This window comes from Brevundimonas sp. FG8, from assembly GCF_057808845.1.
In genome coordinates, this window is record NZ_JBMDIU010000005.1 from 157,260 (window position 1) to 174,713 (window position 17,454).

Consider the following 17,454-nt stretch of genomic DNA (forward strand, 5'->3'; position numbering starts at 1 on the left):
GAGTGGAGCCATGATCTCCCAACTGCGTCCGGCCCTTGTGATGACGGGGCTGTTCACCCTCCTGCTCGGCGCCGCCTATCCACTGGCGGTCACCGGCGTGGCGCAGGCCGCCTTTCCGGGTCAGGCCAACGGCAGCCTGATCCGGGACCGGGACGGCACGGTGCGCGGCTCGGCCCTGATCGGCCAGACGTTCGCCGAAGCCCATTACCTGCACCCCCGTCCCTCTGCGGCGGGCGACGGCTATGACGCCTCCGCCTCTTCCGGCTCCAACCTCGGGCCGCTGAACCCGGACCTGAGAACCGCGGTGGCCGAGCGCGTCACCGCCATCCGGACCGAAGACGGCGTGGGGGCCATCCCCGCCGATGCCGTCACCGCCTCCGGCTCGGGCCTCGACCCGGACATTTCTCCGGCCTACGCTCGCCTTCAGGCCCAGCGCATCGCGACGGCCCGGGGCGTCTCCGTGGATCAGGTCCAGCGCATCATCGGGAAGCATGTCGAACAGCCCCTGTTCGGCTTCATCGGCCAGCCGCACGTCAATGTGCTGATGACCAACCGCGCCCTCGATTCGGAGCTGCCCCGATCTTGACCGCGCCCGGACCTGACCCGTCCGCATCGTCAGCCGTCCGTCGGAAACGCGGGCGGCTGAAGGTGTTTCTGGGCATGTCCCCCGGCGTCGGGAAGACCTACGAGATGCTGCGCGCGGCCCGCCGCCGGAAGGCCGAGGGGGGCGATGTCGTGGTCGGGGTCGTAGAGACCCACGGCCGCAAGGAAACCGAAAGCCTGCTGCGAGGCATGGAGGTCATGGCTCGCGCGCCGCTGGAGCATCGCGGTCGAACCCTGCTGGAGTTCGACATCGACGGGGCCATCGCCCGCCGTCCCGATCTGCTGCTGGTGGATGAGTACGCCCACTCCAACGCGCCGGGCTCGCGCCATCCCAAACGATGGCAGGATGTGGAGGAGATTCTCGACGCCGGGATCGACGTCTGGACCACACTAAACGTCCAGCATCTGGAAAGCCTGTCGGACGTCGTCTTGCGCATCACCGGCGTGCGCCAGCGCGAGGCCGTGCCGGACAGCGCCCTGAGCCGCGCCGACGACATTGAGGTGATCGACATCACCCCGGACGAGCTGCGCAAGCGCCTGTCCGAGGGCAAGGTCTACCTGCCCGAGACCGCCCGTCTGGCCTCCGAGAATTTCTTCAAGGTCGAGAACCTGACGGCCCTGCGCGAACTGGCCCTGCGCCGGGCGGCGCAGACCGTCGATGACCAGTTGGTCGCCGCACTGCGCGAGAAGGGCGTTCAGGGGCCTTGGGCGGCGGGTGAACGGATTTTGGTGCTTGTGGGCGGCGATGCCATGGCTTCGACCCTGGTGCGCACCGGACGGCGGATGTCCGACATGATGATGGACGCCCCCTGGACCATCGCCCACGTCGAGCGTCCCAGTGGCGGCATCGCCGATCCCGTCGGCGCGGCCCGGTTGAACGAGGCCGCCAAGCTGGCCGAGCAGCTGGGCGGCCGCAGCATCCGGCTGAGCGGCGACGACGTCGTGCGGACGGTGATGGATCACGTCCGTCGCAACAACATCACCCAGATCGTGCTGGCGCGCGGACGGGAGAACCGGTTCAGCGCCTTCCTCGGCCGCTCGCTGGCGGCGGAACTGCTGCGCGCGTCAGAAGGGGCGGCGGTCCACATCATCACCGACACAGTCGCCCCCGAGGTCGAGACCAGGCCCGCGCGGCGCCGGCGACCGGCGGGGTTCGGCGACTGGACGGGCTATGCCGCCGGTATCGGCTTCGTGCTGGTCGCGACAGCGGTCGGGGTTTTGCTGGACCGCAGCTTCGAACGCGCCGATCTGGGCGTCATCTATCTGGCCGCGGTGGTCGCGGCCGGGGTGCTTTACGGCCTGCGCCCCGCGATGGCGGCGGCGACGGCGGCCTTCCTGATCTACAACTTCCTGTTCCTCAGGCCCCTCTACAGCTTCGCCATCGGGTCGCCGACCGATCTGCTGACCCTCGTGCTGTTCTGGGGCGTAGCCTTGGGCACCGGCGCCCTTGCCGGCCGGGTGCGCGAACAGATGCGCCGCGCGGGCCGCCGCGCTTCCGCCGTCTCGGCCCTGCTGGCCGCCAGCCAGACCCTGACGGCGACGCAGGATGCCAAGGTCACGGCGCGGGTTCTCGCGGATCAGGCCGCCGCCGCAGCCGGCGCCCGCGCCGTTGTCCTCCTGCCTGAAGGAGACGATCTCGTTGTCGCCGCCTCCGCTCCGGACGCCGAAGGCCATGTCCCGCTCGGCGCCGGCGCGATGGCCGCCGCGCGCTGGGCCTGGGAGAAGGGCGAAGCCGCCGGCCACGGCACAGGCACCCTGCCCCAGACCAGCTGGGTCTTCCGCCCCCTGCAAGGCGTGCGCGGGCGGTCCGGCGTGGCGGGTATTGAAGCCGAAGGCGTCGTCCCCGGCTCGGATGAGGAGCGGTTGGCGCTCGCCATCCTTGATCAGGGCGCGGTCGCCATTGAGCGGGCCGAGCTGGCCGGACAGGCGCTGGAAACCGAAACCCTGAGACGGACCGACCGCTTCCGGGGCGCCCTGATGAACTCGGTCAGCCATGACCTGCGCACCCCGCTGTCGACGGTGCTGGGCTCGGCGACCACCCTGATCGACTACGGCGACAGCCTGAAGCCGGCGGTGCGCGCGGATCTGCTGCTCAGCATCCGCGAGGAAGCTGAACGGCTGAACCGCTATGTGGGCGACCTGCTGGACATGACCCGGCTGGAGGGCGGGGGCCTGAACATCCGGGCTGACTGGACCGACGTCCGCGACGTGCTGAACGCCGCCGCCGAACGGGTTGGGCGGCGTCTGGGAACGCGCCGCCTGACCCGCGACTTTCCCGCCGACCTGAGCATGGTCATGGTCGATGAGGGCCTGCTGGAACAGGCCGTGGTCAACATCCTCGAGAACGCCATCGCCTACAGCCCGAACAGCTCACGGATCGAACTGGCGGCCTATGAGGACCGGGGCTCGGTCGTCATCTCCATTGAGGACGAGGGCAAGGGCATTCCCACCACCGAGCTGGAGCGGGTGTTCGACAAGTTCCGCCGGATAGAGGAGCCCTCTGACCGGACCCAGGGCGCCGGTCTGGGGCTGGCGATCAGCAAGGGGTTTATTGAAGCGATGGGCGGCCGCATCGCTGCCGCCAGCCCCATCGTGGATGACCACGGCACCCGTGTCCTGATCAGCCTGCCCAAGTCCATCGCCACCCATCGCGACCTGCTGTGAGGTCCCCCATGAGGATCCATGTCCGCCACTAGAACCACTATTCTGGTCATCGACGACGAGGCGCAGATCCATCGCTTCCTGTCGCCCGCGCTGGATGCCGCCGGTTTCGATCCCAAGCGCGCGGACAGTGGTCAGGAAGGACTGCGCGCCATCGCCCTGTGGAATCCTGACGCCGTGGTTCTGGACCTCGGCCTGCCGGATATGGACGGCAAGGACGTGCTGACGCGCGCCCGCGAGTTCTATGAGGGCCCCATCATCATCCTGTCCGCCCGCGACAGGGAGGCGGAGAAGATCGAGGCGCTCGATCTGGGGGCCAACGACTATGTTGAAAAGCCGTTCGGGGTCGGAGAGCTGCTGGCCCGGCTGCGCGTCGCCCTGCGTCAGAAGGCGGGCGCCGAGACGCCGCAAGGCCCCATCATCACCGGTGATTTGGTTATTGATCTGGAGCGCCGTCTGGTGACCCGCTCCGGCGAGGTGGTGCGCCTGACGCCCAAGGAGTACGAGGTGCTGACCCGGCTGGCCCGCGCGGCGGGCAAGGTGCTGGGACACAGGGACCTGCTGACGGCCGTCTGGGGGGCCGCCCACGCGGAGGACACCCAGTACCTGCGCGTCGTCGTCGGCCAACTGCGGCAGAAACTGGAGGGCGACCCCGCCCAGCCCCGTCTGATTTCAACGGAGCCGGGCGTCGGGTACAGGTTGCAGGTCTGACCGGTCAGGGCGTCACCGGCCGCCCGGACGACGTCTGGTTCCGGCCGCGCTCCCTCTTAGAGAACGTCCAGCACCTTTTCCCTGGGCCTCGCCAGCACCGTCCCCTTCGGCGTGCGCACGAAGGGACGTTCAACCAGCACCGGATGCTCGACCATCGCCGGCAGGATCGTCGCATCTGACGTGCCCACGTTCAGGAGCCCCAGCCCTTCGGCCAGCTCGCCCCTGGTTCGCATCGCCTCACGCGGCGTGACGCCCGCTTCAGCGAACAGGGCCTTCAGTTCCTCCGCCGTCCAGCCGGTCTTCAGATACTGAACCACCTCGGGCTCGACGCCCGTATCGCGGATCATCTGCAGCACATTGCGGGACGTGCCGCAGTTGGGATTGTGGAAGATCGTGATGGTCATGGACGGCTTTATAGCCATTGGCCGCGTCGGGTCGAGAAGGCCGAGCCTTACGAAACGCAGCCGCACAAAGTCAGACTATTCACCCTTTAGCGGTTGCGCTTGTGGACACAGGGTCGCATCTGGCCCGGATGACCTCCCCCCAGTCAGAAGCCGCCCCGCCTATCGTCAAGGGACCGGGTTTTCCAGAGTTCGTGTGCCTGATCGCCTGCCTGATGGCCCTGAACGCCCTGGCCATCGATTCCATGCTGCCCGCCCTGCCCGACATCGGAAATGCTCTCGGCGTGGCGCGCGAGAACGACCGGCAATGGATCATCACCGCCTATCTGCTGGGCTTCGGCGTGGCCCAGATCTTCTATGGGCCGCTGGCGGACCGATACGGACGCAAGCCGGTCCTGATGATCGGTGTGGGCCTCTATGCCCTGTTCGGCCTGCTGGCCGCTTTGGCGCCGACCTTTGAACTGCTGATCCTCGCCCGCGTCGGATCAGGGATCGGCGCCGCCGGCCTGCGGGTGCTGGCGGTCTCCATCGTGCGCGACCGCTACGAGGGCCGCACCATGGCGCGCGTCATGTCACTCAGCTTCCTCGTCTTCCTCGGCGTGCCGATCATCGCCCCCAGTCTGGGCGCGGCGATCCTGCATGTCGCGCCGTGGCACTGGATTTTCGGCGTTCTGGCGACGGCGGGCGTGCTGGTCATGGCGTGGGCCGCCATCCGCCTGCCTGAAACCCTGCATGTCGAGAACCGTCTGCCCATCCAGCCTGCCCGCATCGGCGCCGCCTTCAGGGAAGCGCTGACCGAGCGTCAGTCGCTGGGCTATACCCTGGCCATGACGGCGATCACCGGGGCCCTTTTCGGCTTCCTGAACTCGTCGCAGTCGATCTTCGAGCATGTTTTCCATGCCGCCGATCTGTTCCCGTTGATCTTCGCAGCCGTAGCGGGCGGCATCGCGGCCGCCAGCCTGCTGAACGCCACTTTTGTCGAGCGCTTCGGCAGCCGGCTGATCTCGCACGCCGCCCTGCTGGGTTTCATCGCCATGGCCGCGATACACGCGACGGTCTCCGCAACCGGTCACGAGACCCTGTGGACCTTCGCCGTGCTTCAGGCCCTGACAATGTTCTGCTTCGGCTTCATCGCCGGAAATTTCGGGGCCATGGCCATGGAGAAGATGGGCCATATCGCCGGCACGGCCAGCTCGGCCCAGGGCTTCCTGTCCACCACTCTCGGCTCCATCGCCGGCTTCCTTATCGGGCAACAGTTCGCGGGGACCGCCACCCCCATGCTGATCGGCTTCACGGTCATGGGCCTGCTGGCCCTCGTCGCCGTCCTGTTCGCTGAGCGCGGCAAGCTGTTCCGGTCGCATCATGTAGCCCCGACGACGCAGGCCCCTTGATCTTTTCGGGCGGGCGGGGCGTTGTCCCGTCACGTTATTGAAGAGGTAGTTCGATGATCCGCACGGCCGGCCTGGTCTCCGCCCTCGCCCTGATGCTCGCCACGGGAGGGTGCGCCACGATGACCGCCTCCGGTTCCGACATGCCGCCCTTGCCCGCCTCGGCCACCGCCCCGGTGCAGTATGTGCGCGACATCCACTCCTATGCCCGGCCCGAGATCGCCCACGTTCGTCACGTCTCGCTGGACCTGAAGACGGACTTCGCGGCCAAGACCCTGTCCGGCACGGCGACGCTCGACGTTCAGGGCGTCCCCGGCGCGACCGAAATCATCCTCGACGCCCGCAACCTCGACATTCGCGGCATCGCCGACGCCTCGGGCGCCCCGCTGCAGTTCACCCTCGGCGCCTCCGACCCGATCCTCGGCCAGCCACTGACGGTCCGCTTCCCGGCCCTCGCGGACGGCGCAACGCAGAAGCTGGTCATCACCTACGCCACCCGTCCGGACGCCGCCGCCCTGCAATGGCTGACCCCGGCCCAGACCGCCGGCGGCCGCCAACCCTATCTGTTCAGCCAGGGTCAGGCGATCCTGACCCGTACCTGGGTGCCGACGCAGGACAGCCCCGGCATCCGCCAGACCTGGGACGCCCGCATCGTCGCGCCGTCCGACCTCAAGGTCGTCATGAGCGCCGAGACCCTGACCACCTCGGGCGAGGCCGTCGACGGCGGTAAGGCCTGGCGTTTCCGGATGACCAACCCGGTCCCGCCCTATCTGATCGCCATCGGCGTCGGTGACGTGGACTTCGCCGCCATCGACCACCGCACCGGCGTCTGGACCGAGCCCTCGCGCCTGCACGCCGCCCATGACGAGCTGGTTCCGACCGCCCGCATGGTCGACGTGGCCGAGGAGCTGTATGGCCCCTATCGCTGGGGCCGGTATGACATTCTGGTCCTGCCGCCCTCCTTCCCGTTCGGCGGGATGGAGAACCCGCGCCTGACCTTCGCCACCCCGACGATCATCGCGGGCGATCAGTCGTTGGTCTCGCTGGTCGCGCACGAGCTGGCGCACAGCTGGTCAGGCAATCTGGTGACCAACGCCACCTGGGCCGACTTCTGGCTCAACGAGGGCTTCACTGTCTATTTCGAGAACCGGATCATGGAGGCCCTCTACGGCGAGGAGCGCGCCCTGATGCTGCAATCGCTGGGCTGGGGCGACCTGCAGTCGACGCTGGCCGACCTGCCGCCCGCCGACACGCGCCTGAAGATTGATCTGGCCGGTCGCGACCCAGACGACGGCCTGACCGACATCGCCTATGAGAAGGGCGCCGCCTTCCTGCGCACCATCGAACGCATCGTCGGGCGCGAGCGCTTCGATGCCTGGCTGAAGGGCTATTTCGAGCGCAACGCCTTCCGCCCGATGACCACCGAGCTGTTCCTTGAGGACATTCGCGCGAATCTGGTGAAGGGCGATCAGGCGCTTGAGCGTCAGCTGATGATGGACGCCTGGATTTACCAGCCGGGCATGCCGTCGAACTGGGTTCCGCCCGTGTCCAACGCCTTCGTTCCGGTCGATGCGGCGGCGCGCGCCTTCGCCGCAGGCGGCCCGGCCTCGGCCATTCCATGGGCCGGCTGGTCCACGCAGGAACGCCAGCGTTTCCTCGCCTGGCGTCAGCCCGTGGCGACCAGCAATGGCCGCTGGCTGACAGACGCCCAGTTGGCCGATCTGGAATCGACCCTGAATCTGAAAGCCGAAGGCAATGCCGAGGTCGTCTTCGCTTGGTTGCAGATCGCGGTGAAGCACCGCTATCAGCCCGCCGTGCCGACGCTGGAGCATTTCCTGACGACGCAGGGCCGCCGCAAGTTCGTCCTGCCGCTGTTCACCAGCCTGTGGGCCGAAGGTGACTGGGGCCGTCCGATCGCGACCCGCGTCTATGCGCAGGCCCGCCCGGGCTACCACCCGGTGACCACCGGCTCGGTGGATGAGGTGGTGGGTCGACCGAACTGACGGCGACTTCCCAAACCTGTGTCCGGCGGCGCCTTGGCTTGACCGCCCCGCGCCACTAGGTTCCGCGCCATAAATGCGGCCCCGGGATCAACCGGGGCCGCCACCCCATTCAGGAGACGCTCCATGACTGACGCTGCCCGCATCGATCAGGAAAACCCGCTTGGCGTCGACGGCTTCGAGTTCGTCGAGTTCACCGGCCCCGAGCCCGAGGCCATGGTCGCCCGTCTGGAGCTGATGGGCTTCACCCGCACCCATGTGAACCCGGCCACCGGCGCCGTCCGTCTGAAGCAGGGCGACATCACCATGCTGGTGAACCTGTCGCCCAAGGGGCAGGCCGCTGACTTCGCCAGGGACCACGGTCCGTCGGCCAACGGCATGGCCTTCCGCGTCGCCAACGCCAAGGACGCCTATGACGGCGCCTTGGCCCGCGGCGCCGTCGCCGCCACCGAAGCCGCCGGCGGCGCTCTGGGCAATGACTACCCCTACATCCTTCAGGGTATCGGCGGCTCGCTGCTCTACGTCATCGACCAGTATGGCGCGCAGGGCTCGCTCTACGACGGCTGGACCGAGATCGAGGGCTGGCAGGACGCCGAGGCGAAGAACTCGATGGGTCTCGAGGTCCTCGACCACCTGACCCACAACGTCCGTCGCGGCCAGATGCGGACTTGGTCCGGCTTCTACAACTCGATCTTCAACTTCGAGGAGCAGAAGTATTTCGACATCAAGGGCAAGGCGACCGGCCTGTTCTCGCAGGCGATGATCGCGCCGGACCGCGCCATCCGTATCCCGCTGAACGAAAGCCAGGACGACAACTCGCAGATCGAGGAGTTCCTGCGTCGCTACAACGGTGAAGGCATCCAGCACATCGCCCTGACGACCGAGAACATCTTCGAGACCGTCGAGGCCATGAAGGCGCGCGGCGTGGCCTTCCAGGACACCATCGAGACCTATTTCGAGCTGATCGACAAACGCCTGCCGAACCATGGCGAGGACGTGGAGCGGATGCGCAAGAACCGCATCCTGATCGACGGTTCGGACGAGGAGGGCCTGCTGCTGCAGATCTTCACCCAGGACACCTTCGGCCCGATCTTCTTCGAGATCATCCAGCGCAAGGGCAACGAAGGCTTCGGTAACGGCAACTTCCAGGCCCTGTTCGACTCGATCGAGCTGGACCAGATTCGTCGCGGCGTCATCAAGGTCGACGCCTGAATGCAGATGCGCCCGCCGTCATGGCTGCCCTGGCTCGGCCCCGTCCTCGCGGCCGGGGTCGGGGCGGCGGTCGGTAAATACGGCCTCGGCGGCGGCTTCTGGACGGTGCTGATCGCCGCGTTGGTGTGCGGGTTCGCACCGATCGTCGGGTACCGCGTGTGGAAGTGGCGGTTTCACCGGCGAAGTTGAAACTGATTTCCGGGACGTCTCGCCGCGTCGTCACGAGTTGTCAGTTTTCTGCATGACCCACTCCCCTAGAGTCACAGCGCATCTTGGGAGAACGACATGCGGCTGTCTGGCTATGGAATTCTGGCGATGGCGCCCGCTCTGATAATCGCCGGAGCCGCTCTGGCGCAGGATAGTACATTGCCGGGCCTGACGCGTAGCGCCGTTGCCTCTTGCGAGGGGGTGATCCGCACGGGTGGAACGATCGCGGACCAGCGCTTGCTTCATGACTTCGAGCGGATAACGGTCCCGGGAACGGACGAAGCCTGGGGCCGGGGCTTCCGCGCCTCGGGCGACGCTGAGGTCTATGTGAAGGTCATGCGGGGTCGGGGAGCCTGCGTCGTAATGGTGCGCGACACGGTCAGGAATGAGGCCGGGGCGGCGGTCGAGGGCTGGTTGCGCGCCTCTGGAATAGTCCTTCAATCCCAGCCGGACGGCTTCCGCACGGCTAGGCGGAACAGCCTCGAGTATCGGTACCATCTCGCCCAGCAGGGCATTCACGTCGTTTTTGTTGGCCCTGCCCCGACCTGAAATCTGTGACGACGGCCTCATGCCGGCCCTCCCCTCAGTGAAAATCCCGCGATCCCGGCAACACCCGCACGTCCCTCGGATGCCGTCCCCGCGCCGGGGCATGGGCTGAGCCCGGCGCGGCATCCGGCGACAAATGGCCCAGCATGGGCGTCCAGTCCTCCAGCTCCTCGACCACCAGATGGGTCACCCCCTCGGCGGTCTGCACCTTACCCCGGGCCAGCACCATCCGCGCGCCCATGGCCACCGGGCGCAGGCGCTCGAACACGTCGGGCCACAGCACAAGATTGGCCACGCCGGTCTCGTCCTCCACGGTCATGAAGCAGACGCCCTTGGCCGTGCCGGGCCGCTGGCGGACCAGCACCACGCCCCCGACCGCCACCCGCCTGCCGTTGGCCTCCGCCGGATAAGCCTCCGCTGTCCGCGCCCCCGCCGCCTCCAGCCGATCGCGCAGATAGCGGACCGGGTGCCCCTTCAGGGACAGGCGGATCGCCTGATAGTCCCCGACCACCTCCTCGGACGGGGCCAGTTCCGGCAGAGCCTCGGGCGGGCGACCGTCCGCCTCGCGCAGGCCCATCGCCTCGAACAGGGGCGCAGAGGCCGCCGGCGGCGCCCCGCGCGCGGCCCACATCCCCTGCCGCCGGCTCAGTTTCAGCGATCCATAGGCGTCCGCCTCGGCCAATCGATCCATGGCGGCGGGCGTCAGCCGCGCCCGCAGGCGAAGGTCGTCCAGATCGGTGAACGGCCCTTCCGCCCGCGCCGCCATGATGGCCTCAGCCCACCCCTTCTTGAACCCGTCAATGGCCCGCAGGCCGAGACGCATCGCCCTGCGCCGCCGCCGGGGGCGCGGCTCCAGCGTCGCGTCCCAGTCGCTCAGGTTCACATCCGGGTGCCGCACCTCGACCTTATGCTCCCGCGCATCCCGCACGATCTGGGCCGGGGCGTAGAAGCCCATCGGCTGGCTGTTCAGCAGGCAGGCGGCGAATACATCCGGGTACAGCCACTTCACCCAGGCCGACACATAGACGAGGTGCGCGAAGGAGCAGGCGTGGCTCTCCGGGAAGCCGTACTCCCCGAACCCCTTGATCTGGTTGAAGCAGTTCTGTGCAAAGTCGGGATCATAGCCGCGCGCGATCATCCGCCCGACCATCAGCTCCTCATAGTTGCCGATGGTGCCGTTGTGCCGGAACGTCGCCATGGCCCGCCGCAGGCCATTGGCCTCGTCTCCGGTGAACTCGGCCGCCACCATTGCGATCTTCATCGCCTGCTCCTGAAACAGGGGCACCCCGAGCGTCTTCTGCAGCACCCGCGTCAGTTCCTGCGGGTCCGCCGTCGATCCCGGCATCTGGAAGACATAGGGCTCCCGCCGCACCTCGGCGGCACGCCGGTCCGACCGCCGCTGCAGATAGGGATGCACCATCTTGCCCTGGATCGGACCGGGCCGGACGATGGCGACCTGCACCACCAGATCATAGAACTCGCGCGGTCGAAGCCGGGGAAGCATCGACATCTGGGCCCGGCTCTCGACCTGGAAGACCCCCAGCGAGTCCGCCTTGCACAGCATCCGGTAGACGCCCCGCCGCTCGGATGGCACCGCCGCCGTATCCTTCAACGGCCGCCCGTAGGTGTCCTCGATCATGCGGAAGGCGCGCTTCATCGCCGTCAGCATGCCCAGCGCCAGCACATCGACCTTCATCAGCTTCAGATGATCGATGTCGTCCTTGTCCCACTCGATGAAGGTGCGGTCGTCCATCGCCGCATTGCCCACCGGCACGATCTCGATCAGCGGCGTCCGGCTCAGCACGAAGCCGCCCACGTGCTGGCTCAGGTGGCGCGGGAATTTGATGATCTCGGCCGTCAGCTCCAGCGCCAGTTTCATTCGCGCGTCGTCGCGGCTCAGCCCCGTGCGATCGACGTGTTCGTCCTTCACCGCATCGCCCCACGAACCCCAGACCGTATCGGCCATGCGCGCCGTCACATCCTCGGTCAGACCCAGCGCCTTGCCCACATCACGAATGGCCGACCGCGGACGGTAGTGGATGATGGTCGCCACGATGGCCGCCCGGTCGCGGCCGTAGCGCTCATAGACGTACTGCATCACCTGCTCGCGCCGTTCGTGCTCGAAGTCGACGTCGATGTCCGGCGGCTCGGATCGCTCGGACGAAATGAAGCGCTCGATCAGCACATCCTGCTTTGTCGGATCGACATTGGTGATGCCAAGGCAGAAGCAGATCACCGAATTCGCCGCCGAGCCCCGGCCCTGACACAGGATCGGATCGGGTCTTGATCGGGCCCAAGCGACCACATCGTGCACCGTCAGGAAGTAGGAGGCGTAACCGAGGGCCTGAACCAGCCGCAGTTCCTTGAGGATCGTCGCACGGATATGCGGTGGCACGCCTTGGGGCCAGCGCATCCTCGCCCCCTTCAGAGTCAGTCGAGCCAGCCAGCCCTGCGGTGAATACCCGGCCGGAACTGGTTCGTCCGGGTACTGATATTCCAGTTCCCGCAGCGAAAACGTGCAGGCCCGCGCCACGTCCATCGTCCGCGCCAGCGCCGCTTCATGGCCGCGAAACAGCCGCGCCATCACCTCCGGCGGCTTCAGGAAACGCTCGCCGTTGGCCTGCAGCCGCCGTCCCGCCTTGTCGATGGTCGTTCCCTCGCGGATGCAGGTCAGCACGTCCTGCAGCATCCGCCGGTCGGGATGGTGATACAGCACGGAATTGGTGGCGATCATCGGCGCGCCGGTGCGTTCCGCCATCGCCGCCAGCCGGGCCAGCCTGCGCCGATCATCTCCCCGCCACAGGGGCGCCGCCGCCAGATACAGCTCATCCGGCCACGCCTTTCGCCACATCGCCAGCCGCGCCTCGAACGCCGCATCCACAGCTTCGGGAGCGGGGACAAGGGCGATCATCCCTTCGCCCAGCCCGACCGCCTGTTCGAACGTCAGTCGCGTCTCGGCCTTTTCGATCCGTTCGCAGCCGGCCTGCGCCCCCGGTTGCGGAACAGCCTCGCTCTTGCCCAGCGTCAGCAGGCGGCACAGCCGCCCATAGGCGGGGCGGTCACGCGGAAAGACCATGAGGTCTGTCCCATCGGTGAAACCCAGCCGAGCCCCGACGATCAGGGGGAGGTCCACCTCTTCGGCCCCCATCAGGGCGCGCACCATCCCGGCCAGCGTATTGCGGTCCGCCACCCCCACGGCGGCCAGCCCCAACGCCTTGGCCTGATGCATGATCTCGCCCGGATGGGACGCCCCCTCCAGAAAGCTGAAGTTGGTGATCGCGCCCAGTTCAGCGTATCGGCCATCCCAGCTCATGCCAGCACCCCGTGCATCCACCAGCTCGGCGCCCGACGGTCATCGCCCGCACCGGTATAGTCCCAGCCGTACCGCCCCTCGCGGAACAGCCAGTAGCGCCCACCCTCGCCGTCCTCGACGCGGTAGTAGTCACGGGTTCGCATCTCACGTCCGTCCGGACGCGGCCGCCACCATTCGGGCGACAGGCGCTCCGGCCCCTCGGCCCGCACGATGCGCCGGCTGACCCGCCTCCAGGTGAAGCGCGCGGGCGCCCCGTCGGGCAGGTCGAACACCGGGTCCTCCAGCGGTTCCGGCGGCTCCAGCAGAAGGATCGGCCGCCGTCCCACCTCGGCCCCGTCCGCCGTCGGTGTCCGCCCCAACATGGGGACCAGCCGCTCGGCCCGTTCCGGAATCCAGCTGTCCACCGGTTCGGGCGTCAGCACCCGATCCTCGCCCAGCCGCGCGGTCAGCCGATCAATCAGCGCCGCCAGACTCTCGGCCTGCCTCGCCTCCGCCTCGCTTTCCAGCGCACCCTGCCGCGCCGTAATCGGCTCGGTCAGATCAGCGCTCAGCATCAGGGCGTCCAGGCCGAAGCCTAACTCCAGCCGCCCGAAACCGGCCTCGCGAAACAACCGCATCCAGATCGTTCCGTCCCGTCCGGGCAGGCCCATCCTCACCGACAGGCGGGTCGTTTCGCCGTCCGTGCGGAAGCCGGTCAGGGTCAGGGCCTTCGCCCCCTGCCCGTCCTGTTCCAGCGCCCGGGACAGGTCATCCGCCAGTTCCGGCAGCCGCATCTCCACGCCCTCCACATCCCCCAACGGCTCGGCGAAGGCCTGCCAGACACGATAGCGCGGGGGGGGGCGCACCGGGGTCAGCGCCTCGCCCGCGTGCCCCCGCGCCTGATCCAGCCGCTTCACCAGACCGATGGCGTCTCCGTCCCGAAACCGTCGCGCCAACCCGGCTCGGGGCATGGCGTATAGGCTGCCCACGGTCTTCAGCCCCAGCCGCCGGGCACCCGACACCATCCGTTCGTCCAGCCGGAGGGCCTCCACCGGCAAGTCGGCCAGCAGGTCCGACAGGGTCTCGTCGGTGGCGACAGGGTCTCGCTCCTCGCCCCAGCGCGCCAGGGCCCAGGCCGCCCCCGGTGTCGGCGCCATGGAGACGCGCGCGGTCGCCCCCGCCTCGGCCAGCCGGTTGCGGATCAGCGCCAGAAGGGCCGCCTCCCCGCCGAACAGATGGGTCGCCCCGGTCACATCGAGGAACAGGCCTTCCAGTCCGTCACCAGACAGATCGAGACTGACCGAAGGCGACCAGCGCTCGGCCCAGATCGCCAGCGCCTCAAGCGCCCGATGATCGGCGGCGACGTCGGCGGGCCGACAAAGCAGATGCGGGATCATGGCCAGCGCGTCCGCCTGGGTCTGCCCCCGACGCAGTCCCGCCGCCCGAGCCGCCGGGTTCAGGGCATGGATAACGGCCGCGCCTCGCCGGTTCTTCAGGATCAGGGCGAACGGGTTTTGTGGATCAAGGACGGGATCAGGCGGCGAGGCCGGTCGCCGCGCCCGTTCCAGCGATCGGCGGCGGACGGAAACCGGCCAGTCGATCAGCCAGACGGAGACGATGCGTTTCATCATCCTGCTCCATCATCCAGACGCCGGTGCGTTCGCCCCGGCCACGCGTCAGTTCGGCCATCAGACGGGCTCTCCCCGGCGCGCGGGGATCGTCGAGGTCCGCCGCGGACAGGCTCGTCACGACCCGCCAGCGTCGTCGCGCGGCGCTGAGACCCTCCGGCGTGCGTGGCAGCATCACCCCGGTGGCGCCGCCCGCCTTCGCCGCGAACTCCAGCCGCCGAGACTGCGCCAGACTGACGCCGTCCACCGCGCCCATGGCCAGCGCCACCGCGCCGGACCGCAGGGCCTGTTCCAGCACCCACAGCCCCTCGGCCGCCGTCGACACCGGCGTCAGGATCAGGGCCTGTCCCGGCAGTCCCGGTCCATAAGGCCGGCCATTCTCCCCCAGCCAGGCCCGGGATGCGGCGATCAGCACCGGCCGCTCGTCGACCTTTGATCGCCGTGACAGGGCGAACAGGAAGGCCGCAGCCCGGTCACGGGGCATAGGCGCGCACACCTCCTCCAGGGACTCGGCGGCCTCCGGAAACGGCTCCAATGACAGGGCGGAATGGGGGGACATGACGGGCTCGGAACGATAGATGTTCATTATTTGTTCCGCCCGTCCCGGAGTCAAACCGGAATCGCTTCGCGTGTCGAAAGACACCGCTGAAATCCACTCCTGATTGCAGAACTGGTCCGGTCCATGCACGTTTCCGGACCGGAACCTGTCATGGTTCCCGAAACGGGACAGCATCGTCATGGCGCTGAGAGAGATCACCGAGAGCGACTATCCGGCCATCCAGGCCCTGCACCGCAGCGTCGGCTGGCCCGAACGGTCACTGGCCGGCTGGCGATGGCTTCACGCCAACCCTGCCCGCCTCGACATCGGCGCGCCTACCGGCTGGGTCGCCGACGGCCCGGACGGAGAACCCGCCGCCCATGTGGGCAACCTGATCCAGCGCTTCCGCTTGGGCGAGCGGCGCCTGCATGGCGCGACCGGCTTCAACATCATCGTGACGCCGTCCGTGCGCGGGACCAGCCGCCGGATGCTGCAGACCTTCACCACCCAGCCGAACGTCTTCGCCCGCTATACCTTCAACGCCAATTCGAAGTCCCAGCCCCTGTATGTCCGGCACGGCATGCAGTCCTGGCCGGAACAGACCCATGCGGTGAAACTCAGCTGGGTGGTCTCACCCCTGCCTCTCGCGATCAGCAAGGTCTGGCGCAAGCTGTACGGCCTGGCGCCCAAAGCCATTTCGGGTCTGGGCGAGCAATTGATGAACGACCGCCTGGGCCGCACGCCTCGCCTGTCCCTGCCGCCGGGTGTCAGTCTGCTGGACGACTTCAGCGACGCTTCTCCCTATGCCGCCTTCTGGTCCGCCCTGACACAGGATGGTCGGCTGCTGGCCGACCGCAGCCCGGAGATCCAGCGGTGGCGGCTGCAGGACCCTGATCTGTCGGAACCTCCGCTGACCCTGGCCTTCGAGCGGGACGGCGTGATGGTCGCCTACGCCATGGCCATGATGGCCAAATCGAACATCCTCGAGCCGCCGGTTCTGGAAATCCTCGATCTGGAGGCCCTGCGCAGCCACGCCGACGCCATTCCGGTTCTGATGACGGCCCTGAAGGACGCCGCCCGGATCATGGGCGCGGCCAAGTTGAGGCTTTCAGTCGTCACGCCGGAGGCCATGGCGCGGCTGAGGGACTTCGCCCGAACAGCTCGCAATGAGGGTGGCTGGGGCCACTGCCATGTGCAGTTCGCGACGGATGCGCCGAATACGGCCCTTTGGTCGCCGACGCCCTATGACGGCGACTACGCCATCTGCCTGCGCCCCATTCCTTTAGATGCGATCCACCACGGGGCGCGCAGGCCCGTTCAAACGTCACAGACCGCATCCAAGGCCTGAGCCGCGATCTAGGCTTTCGGGCGCGCTTTCAGTTCGTCGCGGATTTCCGCCAGCAGAGCCTCGGTCGCGGTCGGGGCAGCAGGGGCTTCCGGCGCGGCCGCCTGCTCACGACGGAGCTTGTTGACCAGCTTGACCATCAGGAAGATCACCACCGCGACGATCAGGAACTGGATGACGGTGTTGATGAAGGCGCCGTACTGGATGGCCACCTTCTCGACGTCAGTTGTGGCCGGGTTCTCGGGAACCAGAACCCACTCCAGATTCGAGAAATCCACCCGCCCCAGAAGCAGGCCGACCGGCGGCATTACGATCTGCTCGACCAGACTGGTGACGATCTTGCCGAACGAGGCGCCGATGATCACGCCGACGGCCAGATCAATGACGTTGCCGCGGGCGATGAATTCCTTGAACTCGGTAACCAGTCCCATGGGGCTCCTGTGGGTCAGTCAGCGTTCAGCCGCTCGCGCAGCTCCTTGCCGCTCTTGAAGAAAGGCACCGCCTTGGCGGGCACCTCGACCGACTCGCCTGTGCGCGGGTTACGACCGGCGCGCGCCGGGCGGCCCCGAACAGAAAAGGCTCCGAAGCCGCGAAGTTCCACGCGCCCCCCGTTGCCCAGAGCATCGACCATACGGCCGAGCACGACATTGACCACACGCTCGACCTCGGCATGGGTCAGATGCGTGTTTTCCGCCGCGAGCTTTTCGATCAGCTCTGATTTGATCATGCAGGCCCCCGCCCTTTTCAGCCCGTCCCGGGCACATACGGGTGCATCTGAACGCCGGATGCAAGCCCACCCTAACGCTCGCGCGACGAGGGAAAAAGGGCCAAAGCCGCGCTGAGGGACCAAATTGTGAGTTAACCGTCGGCAACCGCACACAAAATTCCGATTGGCAGGGATGCGGGCACGAAAAAGGCGGCC

15 protein-coding genes are annotated in these 17,454 nt (G+C 67.7%); 9 read left to right on the forward strand and 6 right to left on the reverse strand.

Translation table 11 applies throughout. The features are described from left to right. The first annotated feature begins 10 nt into the window (after positions 1 to 10). Genes kdpC through ACODRV_RS11060 form a run of 3 tightly spaced genes read left to right on the forward strand, consistent with a single transcriptional unit; the run spans position 11 to position 3,975 of the window. Positions 11 to 586: a K(+)-transporting ATPase subunit C gene (kdpC, locus tag ACODRV_RS11050; RefSeq protein ID WP_488908346.1), complete on the forward strand. Its 576-nt coding sequence runs from the start codon at positions 11 to 13 to the stop codon at positions 584 to 586. Beyond that, positions 583 to 3,267: a DUF4118 domain-containing protein gene (locus ACODRV_RS11055; protein WP_488908347.1), complete on the forward strand. Its 2,685-nt coding sequence runs from the start codon at positions 583 to 585 to the stop codon at positions 3,265 to 3,267. The genes kdpC and ACODRV_RS11055 overlap by 4 nt, the downstream gene beginning before the upstream one ends. Positions 3,268 to 3,285: 18 nt before the next feature. Then, positions 3,286 to 3,975: a response regulator gene (locus ACODRV_RS11060; RefSeq protein ID WP_488908348.1), complete on the forward strand. Its 690-nt coding sequence runs from the start codon at positions 3,286 to 3,288 to the stop codon at positions 3,973 to 3,975. A gap of 56 nt (positions 3,976 to 4,031) precedes the next feature. Here ACODRV_RS11060 and arsC read toward each other — a convergent pair whose 3' ends face one another. Beyond that, complete coding sequence (gene arsC / locus ACODRV_RS11065; protein ID WP_488908349.1) at positions 4,032 to 4,379, reverse strand: arsenate reductase (glutaredoxin); 348 nt, start codon at positions 4,377 to 4,379, stop codon at positions 4,032 to 4,034. Positions 4,380 to 4,507: 128 nt separating this feature from the next. Here arsC and ACODRV_RS11070 point away from each other — a divergent pair, with 128 nt between their 5' ends. From ACODRV_RS11070 to ACODRV_RS11090, 5 genes are all read left to right on the forward strand, one after another. After that, a complete protein-coding gene (locus tag ACODRV_RS11070; RefSeq protein WP_141627765.1) occupies positions 4,508 to 5,767 on the forward strand; it encodes a multidrug effflux MFS transporter in 1,260 nt (419 codons plus the stop codon). A gap of 53 nt (positions 5,768 to 5,820) precedes the next feature. Then, a complete protein-coding gene (locus tag ACODRV_RS11075) occupies positions 5,821 to 7,767 on the forward strand; it encodes a M1 family metallopeptidase (RefSeq protein WP_488908350.1) in 1,947 nt (648 codons plus the stop codon). 123 nt (positions 7,768 to 7,890) lie between these two features. Continuing rightward, positions 7,891 to 8,976, forward strand: coding sequence for a 4-hydroxyphenylpyruvate dioxygenase (gene hppD, locus ACODRV_RS11080; RefSeq protein ID WP_141627767.1), 1,086 nt, complete (start codon positions 7,891 to 7,893; stop codon positions 8,974 to 8,976). After that, on the forward strand, positions 8,977 to 9,165 hold the full coding sequence (locus ACODRV_RS11085; RefSeq protein WP_488908351.1) for a hypothetical protein: 189 nt from the start codon (positions 8,977 to 8,979) through the stop codon (positions 9,163 to 9,165). Positions 9,166 to 9,261: 96 nt separating this feature from the next. Next, positions 9,262 to 9,732, forward strand: coding sequence for a hypothetical protein (locus ACODRV_RS11090; protein WP_141627769.1), 471 nt, complete (start codon positions 9,262 to 9,264; stop codon positions 9,730 to 9,732). 34 nt (positions 9,733 to 9,766) lie between these two features. Here the strand turns inward: ACODRV_RS11090 and ACODRV_RS11095 are convergent, their stop codons facing one another. The 3 genes from ACODRV_RS11095 to ACODRV_RS11105 are packed head-to-tail and all read right to left on the reverse strand — an operon-like array spanning position 9,767 to position 15,208. Continuing rightward, a complete protein-coding gene (locus ACODRV_RS11095; protein WP_488908352.1) occupies positions 9,767 to 13,042 on the reverse strand; it encodes an error-prone DNA polymerase in 3,276 nt (1,091 codons plus the stop codon). Next, positions 13,039 to 14,649 (reverse strand): Y-family DNA polymerase, encoded by a 1,611-nt coding sequence (locus ACODRV_RS11100; RefSeq protein ID WP_488908353.1) that lies wholly within the window; start codon positions 14,647 to 14,649, stop codon positions 13,039 to 13,041. Before ACODRV_RS11100 ends, ACODRV_RS11095 begins: the two co-directional genes overlap by 4 nt. Further along, the gene (locus tag ACODRV_RS11105) at positions 14,555 to 15,208 is read right to left on the reverse strand and encodes a hypothetical protein (RefSeq protein ID WP_141627772.1); all 654 of its coding nucleotides are present in this window, start codon (positions 15,206 to 15,208) and stop codon (positions 14,555 to 14,557) included. Before ACODRV_RS11105 ends, ACODRV_RS11100 begins: the two co-directional genes overlap by 95 nt. A 178-nt stretch (positions 15,209 to 15,386) precedes the next feature. Between ACODRV_RS11105 and ACODRV_RS11110 the strand changes: the two genes are divergently transcribed. Beyond that, positions 15,387 to 16,535 carry an N-acetyltransferase gene (locus ACODRV_RS11110; protein WP_488908354.1) on the forward strand — a complete coding sequence of 383 codons (1,149 nt, stop codon included), beginning with the start codon at positions 15,387 to 15,389 and terminating at the stop codon, positions 16,533 to 16,535. 8 nt (positions 16,536 to 16,543) lie between these two features. On the opposite strand, the gene mscL is transcribed toward ACODRV_RS11110, so the two are convergent. After that, a complete protein-coding gene (gene mscL / locus ACODRV_RS11115) occupies positions 16,544 to 16,963 on the reverse strand; it encodes a large-conductance mechanosensitive channel protein MscL (RefSeq protein ID WP_488908355.1) in 420 nt (139 codons plus the stop codon). A gap of 14 nt (positions 16,964 to 16,977) precedes the next feature. Next, positions 16,978 to 17,259 carry an integration host factor subunit beta gene (locus ACODRV_RS11120; protein ID WP_488908356.1) on the reverse strand — a complete coding sequence of 94 codons (282 nt, stop codon included), beginning with the start codon at positions 17,257 to 17,259 and terminating at the stop codon, positions 16,978 to 16,980. Positions 17,260 to 17,454: the final 195 nt, after the last annotated feature.